Below are 17,178 nucleotides of genomic sequence, written 5' to 3'. Positions count from 1 at the left end.
CACTGGTCCACAGCAATGCGGTGGAAAGGATAGCGGCGCCGGTCTATGTATGGATCAGACCCCCACATCACGGCAGGCAGGATCATGACCACACATTCGCGCGGCGTTTCCGCAACGATCGACCCGGTGAAGCTCGACAGGCTGGCCGAGGTCGCCATCAAGGTCGGGCTTCAACTGCAGCCGGGACAGGACCTGGTGCTGACCTCCTCGATCGCCGCCCTGCCCTTGACGCGGCGCATCGTCGAGCATGCCTACAAGGCAGGCGCCGGGCTGGTGACGCCGATCTTCAACGACGACGAGATCACGCTGGCACGCTTCCGCTACGGGGCCGATGCCGGTTTCGACCGCGCCGCCGGCTGGCTCTATGAAGGCATGGCCAAGGCCTTTGCCGGCAATGCCGCACGGCTTGCAGTGCGCGGCGAGGACCCGTCGCTGCTGTCGGCGCAAGATCCTTCGAAGGTGGCGCGGGCCAACAAGGCGAATTCGATGGCCTATCAGCCGGCGCTGGAGAAAATCACCGGCTTCGACATCAACTGGAACATTGTCGCCTTTCCGGACCTCGCCTGGGCCAAGCAGGTGTTCCCCGATGACGCCGACGACGTCGCGGTGGCAAAGCTCGCCGATGCCATCTTCGCCGCCTCGCGCGTCGACGTGGAAGATCCGATCGGCAACTGGACGGCACACAATGCGGCGCTCCGCAGCCGCACCGAATGGCTGAACGGCCATAATTTCCATGCGCTGCATTTCACCGGGCCGGGCACGGACCTCACCGTCGGGCTGGCCGACGGCCATGAATGGATGGGCGGCGCCTCGACGGCCAAGAACGGCGTCACCTGCAACCCCAACATCCCGACCGAAGAGGTGTTCACCACGCCGCATGCACGGCGCGTCTCGGGCCATGTCTCCTCGACCAAGCCGCTGTCCTACCAGGGCACGCTGATCGACGAGATCTCGGTGCGCTTCGAGGAGGGCAGGATCGTCGAGGCCAAGGCCTCGAAAGGCGAAGACGTGCTGAAGAAGGTGCTCGACACCGACGAGGGCGCGCGCCGGCTCGGCGAAGTGGCGCTGGTGCCGCATTCCTCGCCGATCTCGGCCAGCGGCCTGCTGTTCTTCAACACGCTGTTCGACGAGAACGCCGCCTGCCACATCGCGCTCGGACAGTGCTATTCAAAGTGCTTCGTCGACGGCGCCTCGCTCAGCCAGGACGAGATCGCCCAGCGCGGCGGCAACAAGAGTTTCATCCATATCGACTGGATGATCGGCTCGGACAAGATCGACATAGACGGTGTGGCCAAGGACGGCAGCCGCGTGCCGGTGATGCGCAAGGGCGAATGGGCCTGAGGGGTCAGCCTGTCGGAGGTTGCGATGGCCTTCGATATTGCGGTCAAGCGCGTCTATGAGCCAGCTCAGCCAGGCGATGGACAGCGGGTACTTGTCGACCGCATCTGGCCGCGCGGGGTTGCCAAGAAGGACGCGGCGCTGACGCTATGGATGAAGGATGTGGCTCCCAGCGATGAACTGCGCAAATGGTTCGGGCATGAGCCCGAGCGTTGGACGCAGTTTCAGGAGCGGTATGGCGGCGAGTTGGATGCCAATGACGAGGCGGTCGAGCAGTTGCGCGCCCTGCTCAGCAAGGGCCGGGTGACGCTGCTTTTTGGTGCGCATGACGAAGCGCACAACAATGCAGTGGCGCTGGCGGGCTACCTACTTCGTCATCCTCGGGCTTGACCCGAGGATCCATGCCGTAACCTCGGCCGAAGGATGCAGCGGAGCAGAACCTGGACCGTTGCAACGCTCGAAAGTCACGGCATGGATCCTATGGTCTGCGCCGCGTCGCTTCGCTCCTTGCTCCGCCATAGGATGACGAAGCGATGGGGGCTGCCACTACTTCACGGCTTCTTCATAAACATCCGGCTTGAACCCAACCAAAATACGGTCGCCGACTTCCAATACCGGCCGCTTGATCATCGTCGGTTTCGCCAGCATCAGCGCCTTGGCCGTCTTCTCGTCGAGGCCCAGCTTGTCCTTGTCCGGCAGCTCGCGAAACGTCGTGCTGCCCTTGTTGAGCAGCTTTTCCCAGCCGACCTTGCCGACCCAGCCGTTCAATCTGGCCGGCTCGATCCCCTCGGCCCGGTAGTCGTGGAAGCGATAGGGTACGTCGTGGCTTTCCAGCCAGACACGCGCCTTCTTGATCGTGTCGCAATTGGTGATGCCGTACATGGTGATCGTCAAGACAAACCTCGGAACGATGGGTTTTCGAATCTGACGGCAAGCTAGGCCCGCCCTTCCCGTTTTGCCAATGGCTTTGTCCGCATCTGCGAATTTCGGCCTTGCCAATACTAAGGAATTTTCCTAAGTAATTTTCGAAGCGCTCGCAGTGGTGCGCGATCCGCAGGAAGGAAGAGGCATGAGCCTGCAGACGGCGACTCCCAGTCCGCCACCGATCGACGGCATTTTCCGCGCCCTTGCCGATCCGACGCGCCGTCTTGTGGTGGAGCGACTGAACCGAAGCCCGGCTTCGGTCAGCGAGTTGGCGGAGCCCTTCGAAATGGCGCTGCCCTCCTTCATCGAGCACCTCAAGGTGCTGGAAGGTTGCGGGCTGGTGCATTCGGAAAAAGCCGGCCGCGTCCGGACCTACCGGCTTTCGCCCGAACCGCTGAAGCTGGCTGAAAACTGGCTATCCGAGCAGCGCGCTCTTTGGGAGCGCCGCCTCGACCAGTTCGACGCCTATGTCATGACCCTCAAGGAGACAGAAAAATGAGCTATCCGTTCAAGCCGGACCCCAGACTGGACCTCATGCTCGAACGTGTCGTCGATGCGCCGCGCGAATTGTTGTGGCGCGCCTGGACGACGCCGGAGCATGTCAAGCAGTGGTTCACGCCGAAGCCATGGATCATCACCGACTGCGAGATCGAGCTTCGGCCCGGCGGGTTGTTCCGGACGCGCATGCAGTCGCCGGATGGCAAGCAAGTCAACGACCGCCATTGCTGCTATCTCGAGATCGTGCCGAACGAGCGGCTCGTCTGGACCGACGCGCTGCTGCCCGGCTATCGGCCGTCGGGCGAGCCTTTCATCACCGCGATGATATCGTTTCAGCCGGAAGGCAAGGCGACACGCTACACCGCGACCGCCATTCACCGCGACGAGGCGACGCGCAAGAACCATGAAGAGATGGGTTTCTACGATGGCTGGGGCACGGTGCTCGACCAGCTTGCGGACTATGTGAAGACGATCTGAGATTGCCATATGGCGGCCAGGGCACCGTCCTGGCCGCCTAATTTTTGAATCATGCAGCGAAGCGCGCAGCCACCAGCAAGCCGGTGGTGTTTCCGGCCTCAATAGTAAAAGCGCTCTTCGGTGATTTTGCCGTTCTTGACCGTGTACAGGCCAACCTCATCCATGGTGACGCGCTCGCCGGTAGCCTTGGGCGTTATGTCAAACTTGAAGCGGACCGCGAACTGGTCGCCGTTGACATAGGGGCCCTCGACCGAACCGCCATGGACTTCGTGGTTCTCTTGCCACCACTGGCCCTTCTGCTTGACGGTGTCCTTGCCTTCGCAGACGGCCATCGGTCCGTCCATGGCTTCGTAGCTCGCGATGTTGTCGGCATTGTACTTCTCGGCAGCAGCTTCGTTGTTGCCCCGCTTGAGAAGCTCTGTGAAATCCTTGGCAATTTCCGCAGTGGTCATGTGTTCCTCCTGTCCAGACGCAATCCAGATAGGGAACCGCTTGCTGGCCTGCCACCGGCGGCCCGTTCGGTAGCTGACAACCCATGTCAGGATGGAAGCAATGTCTGAGCGATTTGTGATGCTCAAAGAGCGGCCAAGGCATCGTCGTGCCCGCTCAATTGCCAGCGCCCGTGAAGTCGATACCGTCCTTGCCGCAGGAAACTGTCGATGTGCACGAAGTCGCGCACCGTCCATATCCGGTTTGGAGCAACCCGCTCCCCTATGCCTGATAGCAGCCGCGTTCGATGGCGAGGCGGCGGACCAGTGCCAGCACGCTGTCTATGGTGGGCGTTGGTTGGCCGGTCAGCCGGCCAAGCTCCTGCACCGCCGTGACCAGCGCGTCGATCTCCATCGGCCGGCCGCGCTCGAGATCCTGCAGCATCGAGGTCTTGTGCTCGCCGACATCGCCGGCGCCCTTGATGCGCCGGTCGACCGCGACGGGGAAGCGCACGCCGAGGCTTTCGCCAATCGCCTGCGCTTCCAGCATCATGGCGCGGGCCAGCGCGCACGTCGCCTCGTCGGCGACGATGGACGCCAGCGTGCTGCCGGTCAGCGCCGAGATCGGATTGAAGGAGAGATTGCCCCAGAGCTTGACCCAGATCTCGCCGCGGATGTCGTCGCGAACCGGTGCCTGCAAGCCCGCCGCGACCAATTCCCTGGCGAGCCGCGTGACACGCTCGCTCTTCTCGCCGGATGGCTCGCCGAGCGAGAAGCGCGTGCCCTCGACATGGCGGATCAGGCCGGGCGCGTCGACCTCGGCGGCGGGATAGACGACGGAGCCGATGACGCGCTCCGGCCCGAGACGCTGCCAGATCGTGCCGCCGGGGTCGACGGCCTGAATGCGGGTGCCTTCGAGCGCGCCGCCGGCCTTGTAGAAATACCACCAGGGCACGCCGTTCTGCATGGTGACGACGGCGGTGTCCGGCCCAAGCAGCGGCGCGATCTGGTCGAGCGCCGGGCCGACCGAATGCGCCTTCAGCGCCAGCACGACATAATCCTGCACGCCGAGCTCTTCGGCCCGCGCGGCAGCCCTGACCGGGGCAACGGATTCACGGCCGTCCTCGACCAGCCGAAGGCCATCGGCCTGGATCGAATCGAGATGCGCGCCGCGCGCCACGATCGACAGATCGACCTTGCCGGCGATCGCAAGCTTGGCGGCGAGGTAGCCGCCGATGGCGCCGGCGCCGAAAACGGTAACGCGCATCAGCCGAGACCGAGCTTGGCGGCAAGGCCGATACGCTGCAATTTGCCGGTCGCGCCCTTGGGTATCTCGTCGAGGATGAGGACCTTGCGCGGCACCTTGAAATCGGCGAGCCGCGTCGCGGCAAAGGAGCGGATGTCGGCTTCGCTGGCGCTCAAACCTTCGCGCAGCACGACGGCGGCGGCGACCTCTTCGCCGAGCTTGTCATGCGGCATGGCGAAGGTGACGACCTGCGCCACCGCCGGATGATCCATCAGCACGCCGTCGACCTCGAGCGGCGAGATTTTTTCGCCGCCGCGGTTGATGATCTCCTTCAGCCGTCCGGTGACGCGCAAATAACCGTCCTCGTCGAGCACGCCCTGGTCGCCTGTATGGAACCAGCCATGGGCGAAGGCGCTGGCATTGGCGTCAGGGTTCTTCTCATAGCCGGCCGTGACATTGGGGCCGCGAATGACGATCTCGCCGGTCTCGCCGGTTTCGAGCAAGCGCCCGTCGGGAGCCATGACCGCAACGTCCGGTCCGGCGGCGGCGCCGACGCTGCCAGGCTTGCGTTGGCCAGGCGGCAGGCGGTTCGACGCCATCTGGTGCGCGGCCTCGGTCATGCCGTAGGATTCGATCACCGGACAGGAGAAGGTCGCTTCGAGCTCGGCCATCACCTGCGCCGGCAGCGAGGCCGAGGACGAGCGGATGAAGCGGAGCGGTGCCGCAGCCAGTTGTTCAGCATTGCGTGCGGCGCGCGGCAGGATCGCCTGATGCATGGTGGGTACTGCCGTGTACCAGTTCGGCTTTGCTTCGCCGAGCCAATGGAAGAAACGCAGCGCGTTGAAGCCCGGCGTGCAGAAGACGCTGCCGCCGGCGGCGAGCGAGGACAGCACCGCCGCGATCAGCCCGTGGATGTGGAACAGCGGCATGATGTTGAGGCAGCGGTCGGCGGCGGTCAGGCCGAGCGTCGCGCCGATATGGGCAGCCGAGGCAGCAAGGTTGGCATGGCTGAGCGGCACCAGCTTAGGGCGCGACGTGGTGCCCGACGTGTGCAGCAGCAGCGCGATATCGCCATCCTGCGCCAGCCCGGGCAAAACAGACGGACCGACCGGTTCGCCCTCGATGGTGAAGCTGCCAGCCGGCGCATCAGGCAACGCAACGAGCCGCAGCACGCGGATACCGAGGCGTTCGGCAACGGCGACCGCAGGACCGCTTTCGTCCTTGGCGACGAGGATTGCCCTGGCGCCGATATCGGAGAGATAGAAATCGAGCTCGTCGGCCCGGTAGGCGGGATTGAGCGGCGCCGTCGAAGCGGCGGCCGCCACCGCGACGAAGGCCGTCGCCATCTCCGGTCCGTTGGGCAGCACGATGGCCACCCGATCACCACGGCCGAGGCCGAGCGCATTGAGCCGCGCCGCCGTCTCGTGGATCAGGCGGCGCAATCCACCATGCGTGAGGGTTGTGCGATCGGGGGCTGAAATCGCCGGGGCGCCGTCTGTACCTGCGGCGATCCGTGCGATGATTGAATTCGTTTCAGACAACCCTGACCTCGATGTCGCCAACAGTGTCGATATGACCGGTGAGAATGTCGCCGCGCTGGACGGCGCCGACGCCGGACGGCGTCCCCGAAAGGATAATGTCTCCGGGCATGAGCGTAAACAGGCCAGACAGGTAACTGATCATTTCAGGCACCTTCCAGATCATCTGGTTGAGATCGCCCGTCTGCTTGCGCTGGCCGTTCAGGTCCAGCCAGATCGCCCCTTGGGCGGGATGGCCGATTGTGTTTGCAGGAACCAGCGGGGTGCATGGCGCCGACGCCTCGAAGGCCTTGCCGACCTCCCAGGGCCGACCGAGATCCTTGGCCACGGCCTGCAGGTCGCGCCGCGTCATGTCGAGGCCGACGCCGTAGCCGAAAACGCAGTCGAGCGCTTTGTCCACCGGAATGTCCTTGCCGCCGCTTTTCAACGCCACCACCATCTCGATTTCATAGTGGACGTCGCTGGAAGCCGGCGGATAGGGAAATTCTCCGGATGTGTTGAGGTTGTCGGGGTTCTTCTGGAAGAAGAAAGGCGGCTCCTTGTTCGGATCGTGGCCCATTTCGACGGCGTGCGCCGCATAGTTGCGGCCGACGCAATAGACCCGATGCACCGGAAACAGCTTGTCCGACTGAGCGACCGGGATGGCCGGGATCGTGGTCGGTTCGATTGCGTAGTCTGCGCCGTGAATGTTCATTATCTTGCTCCTGCGTAGTATTCGACTTTGGCTTCGGCCCGCTCGATCAGTTCGGCGATCAGGAGGGCGAAGGCGAAAAGGATGATGGTGAGGGCCCAGAACTCGGCCATGCGGAAATTCCGCGAGAAGGTCTCGAAGAGTGCGCCATAGCCGACGATGGCGACCAGAAGCTGGCCGATCACAACGCCCTTCACGCCGCGGATGAGGCCGAGCCTTATGCCGGCGAGGATTTCCGGCAGCGCGGCCCAGAGGATGATTTTCAGGTACAGCGCCCGTCGCGAGGCGCCATAGGATCGCGCCATCTCGATGAGCGACGGCGAGATGTGCCGTACGCCGGCGCGGGTATCAAGGACGATGATCCAGATCGCAAACAGGAATACCGCCGCGACGATCGTCCTTTCGCCGAAGCCGAACAGGATCATCAGCACCGGCACCAGGGCCGAGAGCGGGGCGCTGGAAAAGATGTTGACCCACATGCCGAGCAGGTCGTCGGCGATCTTCACACGGCCCATGAGAATGCCGAGCGGCACGCCGATCACGATCGACAGGACCATTCCGGTGAAAAAGGCGCGCAGCGTCGTGACCGTCGCGCTCTGCCAGGAAGGAGTCTGCACCAGACCCACGGCCGCACTCAGAACCTCGCTGAGTGGCGGCAGCAGGAAGACCAGGTCGAGCCTGCCGACGATCTCCCACAGCACGCACCAGACAAGCAGCGATGCCATCATCGGGACGCGGTAACCGAACAGGGTCATCTCAGGGCCTCATTCGGCATATTGCTTCAACCCTTGCCAGATTTCCTGGACCGTATCGAGATAGTGCTTGTCGCGGTGGATGAGGTCCGGGTCGCCGGAGCGGTCGATCTCGGGTTCGATGATCTGCGAAACCCTGCCCGGCCGGGGCGACAGCAGCACGATGCGATCGGATATATAAACCGCCTCCTCGATCGAGTGCGTGACGAAGATGAAGGTCTTGTTCTGGTTGCTGCGCAACCTGATCAGGTCTTCCTGAAATTTCCGCCGGTTCTGCTCGTCGACAGCCGAGAACGGTTCGTCGAGAAGCAGCACGTCGGCGTCGACCGACAAGGCGCGCGCGAGACCGACGCGCTGACGCATGCCGCCCGAAAGCTGGTGTGGATATTTATCCTCGAACCCGGCGAGCCCGACCTCGGCAATGTAGTGGCGGGCGATCTCCTCGCGCTCGGCTCTTGCCTTGCCGCGCAGTTCGAGCCCGAAGGCGACGTTGCGGAGCGCGGTTGCCCACGGCATCAGCGCAAAGTCCTGGAACACGAAGGCACGCTCGGGGCCCGGCGCGGTGACCACCTTGCCGTCGACCGCGATCGAGCCGGCATTGGCCTTGATCAGCCCGGCGATGATCTTGAGAAGCGTCGTTTTTCCGCAGCCGCTCGGGCCGAGCAGGCTGGTCAGCTTGCCACGCGGAAAGTCGAGGTCTATGCCGCGCAAAGCTTCGGTGCTCCCGTAGCTCTTGGAGATTCCCCTCACCTCGACGATCGGATCGATTGGTGCGGGCATCGATGACGGTTCCTTTCGCAGTACAGCAGCGCGCATCTCAGGCTCCTCTTGTCTCGGGCCTGAAAACACGGACCTCGATCCACTGCAGCACAATCAGCGTCAGGGTCGAAAGCGCGATAATCGAGGCAATCGTTGCATACATTTCGGCATAGTCGGCGCGCGAACGGTGAAAGGTGATCAGGTCGCCGATTCCGGTCGGCGTGATCAGCAGTTCGGCCAGCACGACGCCGACAAAGCCCGCCGCCACACCCAGGCGCAGACCCGCGAAAATGACCGGGCTGGCGTCGGGAAGGACGATCTGTGTGACCACTTGCCAGCGCGTTCCGAGGAACGAGCGGCACATGACGACGAGCGACTCGTTGACGTTTCGCACCGCCTTATAAGTGTTGAGCACGATGACCGGCAAAGCCAGTATCATCACAGCCAGCGTCTTGGCGGTCATGCCGATGCCGTAGACGAAAGTCACCATCGGGATGAAGGCGGCGACGGGCGCGGCCTGGAGCACGATAAACACCGGGATCAGCAGCCATTCTCCTGTGCGCCACAGGCCGCACAGCGTTCCTAGGCCGACGCCGAGGAAAGCCGACAGCACTATACCGAGCAGCAAGGGTTGCAGCGTCGAGACATACGCCAACGGCAGGCTGCCGTCGGCGATCAGCCCGATGAATGCGGTGAAAGTGGCTGAGAAGGTTGGAAACGCAAAGCTCACCGGTATGCGGCCGGCGATTTCCCAGATGCCCGCAAAAAGGGCGATCGAGACCAGCCTCAAGAGAACTGGCTGGTCCCGCCATCCATCCACTTCGCCGCGTGTCGAACGGGTCGCGAGGCCGACTGCCTCACTCTCCGTCCTGATGCCGGTTGCCATCCGCCAGACCTATTTCTTGCCGAGCTTGGCGACGGCGCGGTCGATAGCAGCGACATCCCAGAAATCCTCGACCTTAAGGGAGGCCGGCTCACCTTCGATCTGGCCGGCAAGGCTGAAGAACGCAAAATCGTCGGCTGCGGCCTCCGCTCCGCCGCCGTTCAGCACCAGGCTGCCGGCGGTGGCCGATTCCTTGTAGTACTCGGAGATTTCCGTGTCAGCGTCGGCGCCAAGGTCGGGCAGCAGCTTGTACTTGTTGCGAAACTCGACTGCGACGGCGGGGGTCTCGGTGATCTCGCGCCCCGTCTTCATCAATTCCTCGACGAGGATATCGACATCGGCGGCATTGTTCTTCAGATAGTCGGCGGTGGCGAACAGACCTTCGTCGGTGGCGCTGAGGTCATCGACCGGCAGCACGATGAACTTGCCGGGCGCTTCCGTCTCGAGCGCGCGCCGATTGGCCGCGTCGACGATCGAGGCTTTCAGGGTGCCCTGGATAAGCGCATTGCGCCGGACCTCTGAGCCGGGGACGTAGCTGACAGTGCCGAGCTTGATGCCGTGGGTCTTGGCCATCAGCAGCATGACGGCCTCGGTGCCGGAGCCGCGCGCCTGCACCGCCACGTCCTGTCCGTCCAGATCCTTCCACTCCTTGTAGAACTCACTGTTGACCACCGGGAAAAAGCGCAGCGTCGAAATCTGCGCGAACAGGCGAATAGGCACGCCCGCCTTCTGGATCAGCGTGTAGGGTGCGCCGATGCCGACATCTGCCTGGTTGCCGACGATGGCCTGGGCGGCCAGGTCTTCATCGTTGAGCACGATCAGTTCGACGTTCACTCCGCGTTCCTTCGCGCGTTCGATGGCGGTGAGCGTCTGGATGGATTCGATTCCCGGCAAATCCCCGAACGCGATCCGCATATCGCCGGCGCTGGCAGCCTCGATCGACATTGCACTGCCGATCGCCGCGGCGAGCGCTGTTGCAAGGACGGCACGTCTGGACAGCTTGGTCATGTTGATTCCTCCCGTTTTTCTTGTAACCAATATTGTAAATGGTTAAGGATTTTGGCCAGATTGGTCAAGCAATAATTCACCTTCGACCGAGTTGACACACGATCCACGGTTCGCAGTTCGGATATTGACGGCCTCACGCTATCGATTTATCACCAAGGATAGGAATCAATCGGCAAATTGGTTAAACCAATGGACATTGTCGGAGACGGCGGTCACGCAGCGCTGGTACAGCTTCAGGCCTATCTGGCGCAGATGGACCTTTCCGGCGAGACGCGGCTGCCGGCCGAACGGGAGCTTTGCGAGAGTCTCGGCGTTTCGCGGGGCGATTTGCGCAAGGCTCTGGCGGTGCTTGAGAAGGACGGCCGCATCTGGCGTCACGTCGGCAAGGGCACCTTCGTCGGAAGCGGCCCGATCGAAGAGACGATCGGCATTTCGGAAATCGCCGGGCGCACCAACCCCGCCGATGTGATGCGCGCGCGTCTTATCATCGAGCCGGAAATCGCGCGCGAGGCAGCCCTGCACGCCACGCTTGACGATATAGCCGCGATGCGGAAATCCCTCGCCCAGACCCGCGAAGCGGCGACGTGGCGGCAGTATGAAAACATCGACAATCTGCTCCACCGCCAGATCGCCGAGGCGAGCAGCAACAACGTGCTGCTCGGCTTGTTCGACGTGCTGAACGCGGTGCGGCGTACCGTAGTCTGGGGCCGTCTGCGTGCCGATGGCTCGCGCCCCCCGGCCGACCATCACAGTTTCGCCGACCACGAGAAGATCGTGGAGGCGATTGCCGACCGCGATCTTGCGGGCGCCGCGGCCGCGATGCGCCTGCATCTGGTCCAGGTTGGTCGGCGTTTGATTCCGGCACATGAGGCGGCTGAATAGTAACTGCGCTGCCGTTTCGACGATCCGTCGGCTCAGCCCGTCATGGGGTGAGCGTGATCCTGTCGGGCGCCAGAATCGCATGGCCTCAGTAGCCAAGCGCCATTCCATCCTTGCGCGGGTCGGACGCGCCGGTCAGCGTTCCCTTCTCCCAGTCGATCAGCACCGCCTGTCCGCCGCCCAGAGGGTGATCGGGCTCGATCACCTGATGGCCGCGCCGGCGCAAGCCCTCAATCGCGTCGGCCGGAACGCTTCGCTCCGCCTCGACGACGCCGTTGTTGTAGAACACACGCGGCGCGTCCAGCGCCTGCTGCGGGTCCATGCCGAAGTCGATCATGTTGGTGAGCAGGTGGACATGGCCGAAGGGCTGGTAGCCGCCGCCCATGACGCCGAACGGCATCACCGCACGGCCATTCTTCGTCATCATGCCGGGCATGATCGTGTGCATCGGCCGCTTGCCGGGCGCGATGCTGTTGGGATGGTTCGGATCGAGCCGGAAGCTGGAGCCACGGTTCTGCAGGACGACGCCGGTCTTCGGTCCGACAATGCCGCTGCCGAAGGAATAATAGGTCGAGTTGATGAAGCTCACTGCATTCAAGTCGCGGTCGACGATGGAGATGTAGACCGTGTCGCTGCCCGGCAGGTCGAGGCGCGGCAGATGCGTCATGGCGCGCTCGCGATCGATCGCGGCGCGCAGCCTGTCGGCATAGGTGCCGGACAACAGTTCCTTCACCGGCACCGCGACATGGTCCTGATCGCCGATAAATGCATCGCGGTCCTGGTAGGCCAGCCGCCCGGCCTCGATCTCGAGGTGCAGCCGCTCCGCGCCATTGGGATCGAGCGCGCCGAGTTCGAAGCCGGAGAGCACGTTCAGCATCAGCAGCGCCGTCAGCCCCTGGTTGTTCGGTGGCATCTGATGAATGCCGTAGCCGCCATAGGAGGTGCCGACCGGCGTCTTGTAGTCGCCCTTTGTCGCGGCGAAATCGTCGAGCGTATGCAGGCCGCCGAGTTGGCGCAGCCGGCCGACAATGTCTTCCGCCACCGCGCCTTCATAGAAACCGGCGCGACCGCTCTTGGCGATGATGCGCAGCGTTTCGGCGAGCTCCGGCTGGCGGTGGACGTCGCCCGCCCTGGGCGGCTTGCCCCCGGGCAGGAAGATGCGCGCCGCCACCTCGTCGAGCGACAGATCGGTTTCCGGATCTTCCCAGTCGAAGGCGACGCGATCATGCACGACATAGCCGTTTTCGGCGTAGCGGATCGCCGGTGCCAGCGCGTCGGCTATGCTCTTGCGGCCATGATCCTCCAAGAGCCGGCACCAGGCGTCGACGGCGCCCGGCACGGTTACCGCGTGCGGACCTTGCTTCGGCAGCTCGCTGAAGCCGTTCTCCAGATACCAGTCGACGGTCGCGGCGGCGGGCGCGCGGCCCGAACCGTTGAAGGCCAGCACCTCGCCCTGCCCTTTCGGGCAATAGAGGACAAAACAGTCGCCGCCGATGCCGGTCGATTGCGGCTCGACCACCCCCTGGACGGCGGCGGCGCAGACGGCGGCGTCCATGGCGTTGCCGCCGGAGCGCAGCATGTCGATGGCGGCTAGTGTCGCCAGCGGATGCGAGGTCGCGGCCATCGCCTCGGTGGCGCGGACTGGCGAACGGCCTGGAAACTGGAAATCACGCATGCTTTCTGGATATCCCTGCTTAACGCCCGCGGCCGAAGATCTGCGCGGCGGACAACAAAACGATCGATAGCACGATCAGGCAAGTCGAAATGGCGGCGATGGTCGGATCGATCTGGTCGCGCAGCGCATTGAACATACGGCGCGTCAGCGTCGTGGTCTCGCCGCCCGAAATGAACAGCGACACCACCACCTCGTCGAAGGAGGTGATGAAGGCAAACAGCGCGCCCGACACGATCGAGAAGCGGATCTGCGGCATCGTCACCTGGCGAAAGGCCGAGAAGCGGTTGGCGCCGAGGCTGCGCGCCACCTTCTCCTGGTTCATGTCGTAGGACCTCAAGCCGGAAAGCACGGTCAGCACCACCAGCGGCAAGGCTTGCACGGTATGTGCGATGACGAGGCCGGTCAGCGTGTTGTTGAGGCCGATGCGGGCGTAGAGGAAGAAGGTGCCGATACCGATGAGGATCACCGGAATGATCAGCGAGGCGGTGAGCAGCGCATTGATGGCGCCGGTCATTCGCAGCGTGCCGATGTTGATGGCGTAGGCGGCGGCGGTGCCGAGCGGCGTCGCCACGATCATCGTCATGACAGCGACCTTAACCGAAACGATGGTGGCATCGCGCCATTCCACCGATCCGAAATAGCTCTCATACCAGCGCAGCGACCATTGCTCAGGCGGGAATTGCAGCAGCGTCGAGCCGGAAAAAGACATGATGACGATGATGACCGACGGCGCGATCAGGAACAGCAGCACAAGGCCGCCGAGCCCATAGAGCCAGAGGCGTTGCCTGTGCGAGATGGGCAGGCTGGTTTCCGCGCTCATCGCGAGCTCCACACGCCGGTGGCGCGCGCGCCGAGCAGCCATTGGAAGAGACCGAGCAGCGCCAGCGTGACTGCCAGCAGCACGACGCCGAGCGCGGCACCGGCTCCCCAGTTGGAGTAGAGGCTGGTGGTCTGCTCCATGCGCATCGCCCACATGATGACCTTGCCGCCGCCCATTAGCGCCGGCGTGACGAAGAAACCGAGGCAGAGCACGAAGACGATGACGACGCCGGAGGCGAGGCCGGGCAGCGACAGCGGAAAGAATATCTGGCGGAAGGTGGCGGCCGGGCTGGCGCCGAGGTTCATGCCGGCGCGCAGACAATCGGTGTCGATGGTCTTCATCGAGGCGTAGAGCGGCAGCACCAGGAACGGCAGCATGATATGCGTCATGCCGATAATAACGCCGGCGAAATTGTTGGCGAGCGGCAGCGGCTGGCTGATGACACCGAGGTCGATGAGCCAGCTGTTGGCCAGCCCCTTGCGCTGCAGGATGACCAGCCAGGCATAGGTGCGCACCAGCACGGAGGTCCAGAACGGCAGGATGACGAAGATCAGGCAGATCGACGCCGCCCGGCGCGGCAGTTGCGACAGCATGTAGGCCAAGGGATAGCCCAGCAGCACGCAGGCGCCGGTGACGAAGAAGGCGACCTTGAAGGTGGTGATGAAGGTCCTGATGTAGGACGCCTGCTCGAAGAAGCGCGCATAGTTGGCGGCGCTGAGCGCGCCCGTCTCGTCGTAAAGCGAAAGCCAGAACAGCCAGCCGATCGGCACGATGATGACGGTGAAGACGAGCAGCAGGCCAGGTGACAACAGCGCCAGCAAACCGAATGATTCCCGACGCGCATCGGCACGCAGTGCATCGGCGTTGAGCGTCCCGTGCGGGCCGCCGAGATCTTCAAAGCGTGCGGATTGCATGCTCATCAGTCCGCCGCCACCAGCACCACGTCCTCGGCGTCGATGCCGAGATTGACCGGCTCGCCGGGCCTTGGCAGCTTGGCCAGCACGTCGCTGCGGCAATAGTCGCGCAGCGTCACCTGTTGCCCGTCCCTGAGCACCGCGTAGCAGACGAAACTGTCGCCCTGGTAGATGACGTCTCCGACCGTCGCCGGGAGCACGTTGACGCTGCCCGACGGTTCGGCGTCGGTGACCAGGCGCAACTTTTCCGGCCGCACCACCATCAGGTGGCTGCCGGAGGACGGCGCCATTGCCGCCATGCGGATCTTCCTGTCCTCGTACCAGACACTGCCATTGCGGCATTCGACCGGGATGAAACTGGAATCGCCGATGAAGCCGGCGACGAACCGGGTCTGCGGCCTGGCGTAGAGCACTTCGGGGCGGTCGATCTGCTCGATGCGCCCGGCATTCATGACGGCAATGCGATCCGACATGGTGATCGCCTCGCGCTGGTCGTGCGTGACATAGACGGTGGTCATGCCGAGCCGGCGGTGCAAATTGCGCAATTCGATCTGCATATGCTCGCGCAGCCCCTTGTCGAGCGCCGACAGGGGCTCGTCCATCAGCACGATGCGCGGCTCGAAGACGATGGCGCGAGCGAGCGCCACGCGCTGGCGCTGGCCGCCCGAAAGCTGGTCGACACGGCGCTCGCCCAGACCTTTCAGCTGCACGAGATCCAGTGCCTTTTCGACGCGCTCGGCCGTGTCGGCAGCGGACACGCGGCGCTGCTTCAGCGGAAAGGCGATGTTGTGGAAGACGTTCATGTGCGGGAACAGCGCGTAGTTCTGGAACACCATGCCGATGTTGCGCCTGTGCGGCGGCGTGGTGATTATCTCCTCGCCGCCGACCTTGATGCTTCCGAAATTTGCCCTGACGAAGCCGGCCAGGATCATCAGCAGCGTCGTCTTGCCCGAACCCGAAGGACCAAGCAGCGTCAGGAATTCGCCGGCCGCGACATCGAGCGACAGGTCGCGCAGCACGGAAACGCCGCCGAACCGTTTTTCGATGCCGCTGATACCGATGGGAAGCGCGGACGGCGCAATGGACAAAAGCATCTCCCTGGGCTCCGGATCATTCATGGCGCAGACGGAACGGAGCAGCGCCTCGGCCCCGCTCCCTTCCATCAGGCTGCCTGTCTACTGCTGGACCAGATTGTTGAACTTCTCCGTCGCCTCAACCAGCGTGTCGCGCCAGAATGCGGGATCCTGCAGAACCTGCTTCTTGACGTTCTCGGGAGCTGAATTGATGTCCTTGATCCGCTCCGGCGGGATCTTGCCGGTCTCGAAGGCTTTCTCGTTGGCCGGTCCGTTGTCGACATAGAGCGGCAGATTGGCCTGGAGCTCGGGGCTGACGAACTTGGCCAGCGCCTTCATGGCGATGTCCTTGTTCTTCGAGCCCTTGGGGATGACCATGCAGTCGGCGGTGAGAACGCCCTGATCGAAGGAGAAGGCGACTGGCGCGCCTTCCTTCTTCAAGGTGCCGGCGCGGCCGTTCCAGATGCTCGCCATGTCGACCTCGCCGTCCTTGACGAGCTGCATGGCCTGTGCACCGGAGGTCCACCAGGCATCGATATGGCCCTTGACCTTGTCGACGGATTTGAGCGCGCCGTCGATGTCGACCGGATAGACCTTGTCGATCGGGATTCCCTCGGCGAGTGCTGCAACGCTCAGCGTCTCCGTCGCCTGACTGCCGCTCAGCGCGCGGCGGCCCGGAAACTTCTCGACGTTCCAGAAATCGGCCCATGTCTTCGGTCCCTTGTCGCCGAAGACGTCGGTCCGGTAGATCAGCACGACGGAGGTGTAGGAGATGCCGACCCAGTCGTCATGGACGAGCTTCGGATTGATGCCGCTCTTGTCGATGACGCTGTAGTCGAGCTTTTCGAACAGGCCCTCCTTGGAGCCGCGCGCGCATTCGTCGGCGCCGAGTTCGGTGATGTCCCATTTGACGGCATTGCCGGTGACCTGCAGGCGGACATCGTCGAGGCCGTTGGTGGTGTCTTCCTTGATTGTGATGCCGAGTGCGTCGGCCGTCGGCTTGAAGAAGGCCTTGGTCTGCGCTTCCTGATAGGTGCCGCCCCATGACGCGACGGTGATCGTATCGGCAGCCATCGCCGGAACGGCGGCCGACGCCAGCAGCCCCGCGAGCGCCAGACTGTGAATGCAAGATATCCTGGTCATTTTTCGCTTCTCGAACCGGTGTTCCCATTATCGTTGATTTGGTATGCGAATTTGTATACAATTTTGAGTGTAGCCTGCCGAAAACCGATGTCAACACGGGCCATCTGATTTTTTCGCGGCGGGTAAGGGAGG

19 protein-coding genes are annotated in these 17,178 nt (G+C 63.5%); 5 read left to right on the top strand and 14 right to left on the bottom strand.

What is annotated here, in order from left to right; genetic code table 11:
• Nucleotides 1-84: 84 nt before the first annotated feature.
• Together A6B35_RS11495 and A6B35_RS11490 are read left to right on the top strand one after the other, a co-directional pair.
• A complete protein-coding gene (locus A6B35_RS11495) occupies nucleotides 85-1,341 on the top strand; it encodes an aminopeptidase (protein WP_006206619.1) in 1,257 nt (418 codons plus the stop codon).
• 24 nt (nucleotides 1,342-1,365) lie between these two features.
• A complete protein-coding gene (locus tag A6B35_RS11490; protein ID WP_006206620.1) occupies nucleotides 1,366-1,728 on the top strand; it encodes a DUF488 domain-containing protein in 363 nt (120 codons plus the stop codon).
• A gap of 156 nt (nucleotides 1,729-1,884) precedes the next feature.
• On the opposite strand, the gene A6B35_RS11485 is transcribed toward A6B35_RS11490, so the two are convergent.
• Nucleotides 1,885-2,232, bottom strand: a complete 348-nt coding sequence (locus tag A6B35_RS11485; RefSeq protein WP_006206621.1) for an ArsC family reductase — start codon at nucleotides 2,230-2,232, stop codon at nucleotides 1,885-1,887.
• A 175-nt stretch (nucleotides 2,233-2,407) separates the two neighbouring features.
• On the opposite strand from A6B35_RS11485, the gene A6B35_RS11480 reads away from it, so the two are divergent.
• Together A6B35_RS11480 and A6B35_RS11475 are read left to right on the top strand one after the other, a co-directional pair.
• Nucleotides 2,408-2,761 (top strand): ArsR/SmtB family transcription factor, encoded by a 354-nt coding sequence (locus A6B35_RS11480; RefSeq protein WP_006206622.1) that lies wholly within the window; start codon nucleotides 2,408-2,410, stop codon nucleotides 2,759-2,761.
• On the top strand, nucleotides 2,758-3,237 hold the full coding sequence (locus tag A6B35_RS11475; protein ID WP_006206623.1) for an SRPBCC family protein: 480 nt from the start codon (nucleotides 2,758-2,760) through the stop codon (nucleotides 3,235-3,237). The genes A6B35_RS11480 and A6B35_RS11475 overlap by 4 nt, the downstream gene beginning before the upstream one ends.
• A 98-nt stretch (nucleotides 3,238-3,335) precedes the next feature.
• On the opposite strand, the gene A6B35_RS11470 is transcribed toward A6B35_RS11475, so the two are convergent.
• From A6B35_RS11470 to A6B35_RS11435, 8 genes are all read right to left on the bottom strand, one after another.
• The gene (locus tag A6B35_RS11470; RefSeq protein WP_006206624.1) at nucleotides 3,336-3,689 is read right to left on the bottom strand and encodes a nuclear transport factor 2 family protein; all 354 of its coding nucleotides are present in this window, start codon (nucleotides 3,687-3,689) and stop codon (nucleotides 3,336-3,338) included.
• 259 nt (nucleotides 3,690-3,948) lie between these two features.
• Nucleotides 3,949-4,932: a 2-dehydropantoate 2-reductase gene (locus A6B35_RS11465; protein WP_006206625.1), complete on the bottom strand. Its 984-nt coding sequence runs from the start codon at nucleotides 4,930-4,932 to the stop codon at nucleotides 3,949-3,951.
• On the bottom strand, nucleotides 4,932-6,452 hold the full coding sequence (locus A6B35_RS11460) for an acyl--CoA ligase (RefSeq protein WP_040584279.1): 1,521 nt from the start codon (nucleotides 6,450-6,452) through the stop codon (nucleotides 4,932-4,934). Before A6B35_RS11460 ends, A6B35_RS11465 begins: the two co-directional genes overlap by 1 nt.
• Nucleotides 6,445-7,143 carry a fumarylacetoacetate hydrolase family protein gene (locus A6B35_RS11455; protein WP_006206627.1) on the bottom strand — a complete coding sequence of 233 codons (699 nt, stop codon included), beginning with the start codon at nucleotides 7,141-7,143 and terminating at the stop codon, nucleotides 6,445-6,447. The genes A6B35_RS11460 and A6B35_RS11455 overlap by 8 nt, the downstream gene beginning before the upstream one ends.
• Nucleotides 7,143-7,895: an ABC transporter permease gene (locus A6B35_RS11450; protein WP_006206628.1), complete on the bottom strand. Its 753-nt coding sequence runs from the start codon at nucleotides 7,893-7,895 to the stop codon at nucleotides 7,143-7,145. The genes A6B35_RS11455 and A6B35_RS11450 overlap by 1 nt, the downstream gene beginning before the upstream one ends.
• 9 nt (nucleotides 7,896-7,904) lie before the next feature.
• Nucleotides 7,905-8,708 carry an ABC transporter ATP-binding protein gene (locus A6B35_RS11445; RefSeq protein ID WP_040584280.1) on the bottom strand — a complete coding sequence of 268 codons (804 nt, stop codon included), beginning with the start codon at nucleotides 8,706-8,708 and terminating at the stop codon, nucleotides 7,905-7,907.
• Between the two features lies 1 nt (nucleotide 8,709).
• The gene (locus tag A6B35_RS11440; protein WP_006206630.1) at nucleotides 8,710-9,537 is read right to left on the bottom strand and encodes an ABC transporter permease; all 828 of its coding nucleotides are present in this window, start codon (nucleotides 9,535-9,537) and stop codon (nucleotides 8,710-8,712) included.
• A 9-nt stretch (nucleotides 9,538-9,546) separates the two neighbouring features.
• Complete coding sequence (locus tag A6B35_RS11435) at nucleotides 9,547-10,542, bottom strand: ABC transporter substrate-binding protein (RefSeq protein WP_006206631.1); 996 nt, start codon at nucleotides 10,540-10,542, stop codon at nucleotides 9,547-9,549.
• A 189-nt stretch (nucleotides 10,543-10,731) separates the two neighbouring features.
• On the opposite strand from A6B35_RS11435, the gene A6B35_RS11430 reads away from it, so the two are divergent.
• Nucleotides 10,732-11,424, top strand: a complete 693-nt coding sequence (locus A6B35_RS11430; RefSeq protein ID WP_006206632.1) for a FadR/GntR family transcriptional regulator — start codon at nucleotides 10,732-10,734, stop codon at nucleotides 11,422-11,424.
• An 85-nt stretch (nucleotides 11,425-11,509) separates the two neighbouring features.
• Here the strand turns inward: A6B35_RS11430 and ggt are convergent, their stop codons facing one another.
• The 5 genes from ggt to A6B35_RS11405 form a co-directional block, all read right to left on the bottom strand.
• A complete protein-coding gene (ggt, locus tag A6B35_RS11425) occupies nucleotides 11,510-13,096 on the bottom strand; it encodes a gamma-glutamyltransferase (RefSeq protein WP_006206633.1) in 1,587 nt (528 codons plus the stop codon).
• Nucleotides 13,097-13,115: 19 nt separating this feature from the next.
• Nucleotides 13,116-13,916, bottom strand: a complete 801-nt coding sequence (locus tag A6B35_RS11420; RefSeq protein WP_006206634.1) for an ABC transporter permease — start codon at nucleotides 13,914-13,916, stop codon at nucleotides 13,116-13,118.
• Nucleotides 13,913-14,836, bottom strand: a complete 924-nt coding sequence (locus tag A6B35_RS11415) for an ABC transporter permease (protein ID WP_006206635.1) — start codon at nucleotides 14,834-14,836, stop codon at nucleotides 13,913-13,915. The genes A6B35_RS11420 and A6B35_RS11415 overlap by 4 nt, the downstream gene beginning before the upstream one ends.
• On the bottom strand, nucleotides 14,836-15,918 hold the full coding sequence (locus tag A6B35_RS11410; protein ID WP_040584288.1) for an ABC transporter ATP-binding protein: 1,083 nt from the start codon (nucleotides 15,916-15,918) through the stop codon (nucleotides 14,836-14,838). The genes A6B35_RS11415 and A6B35_RS11410 overlap by 1 nt, the downstream gene beginning before the upstream one ends.
• A gap of 87 nt (nucleotides 15,919-16,005) precedes the next feature.
• Nucleotides 16,006-17,046, bottom strand: a complete 1,041-nt coding sequence (locus tag A6B35_RS11405; protein ID WP_006206637.1) for an ABC transporter substrate-binding protein — start codon at nucleotides 17,044-17,046, stop codon at nucleotides 16,006-16,008.
• Nucleotides 17,047-17,178: the final 132 nt, after the last annotated feature.

Origin of the sequence: Mesorhizobium amorphae CCNWGS0123, from assembly GCF_001686985.1 — a bacterium.
In the GTDB taxonomy this organism is placed as follows: Bacteria; Pseudomonadota; Alphaproteobacteria; order Rhizobiales; family Rhizobiaceae; genus Mesorhizobium; species Mesorhizobium amorphae.
Note: the sequence above shows the minus strand (reverse complement) of the source record. Positions and strands in the feature narration are given on the sequence as shown.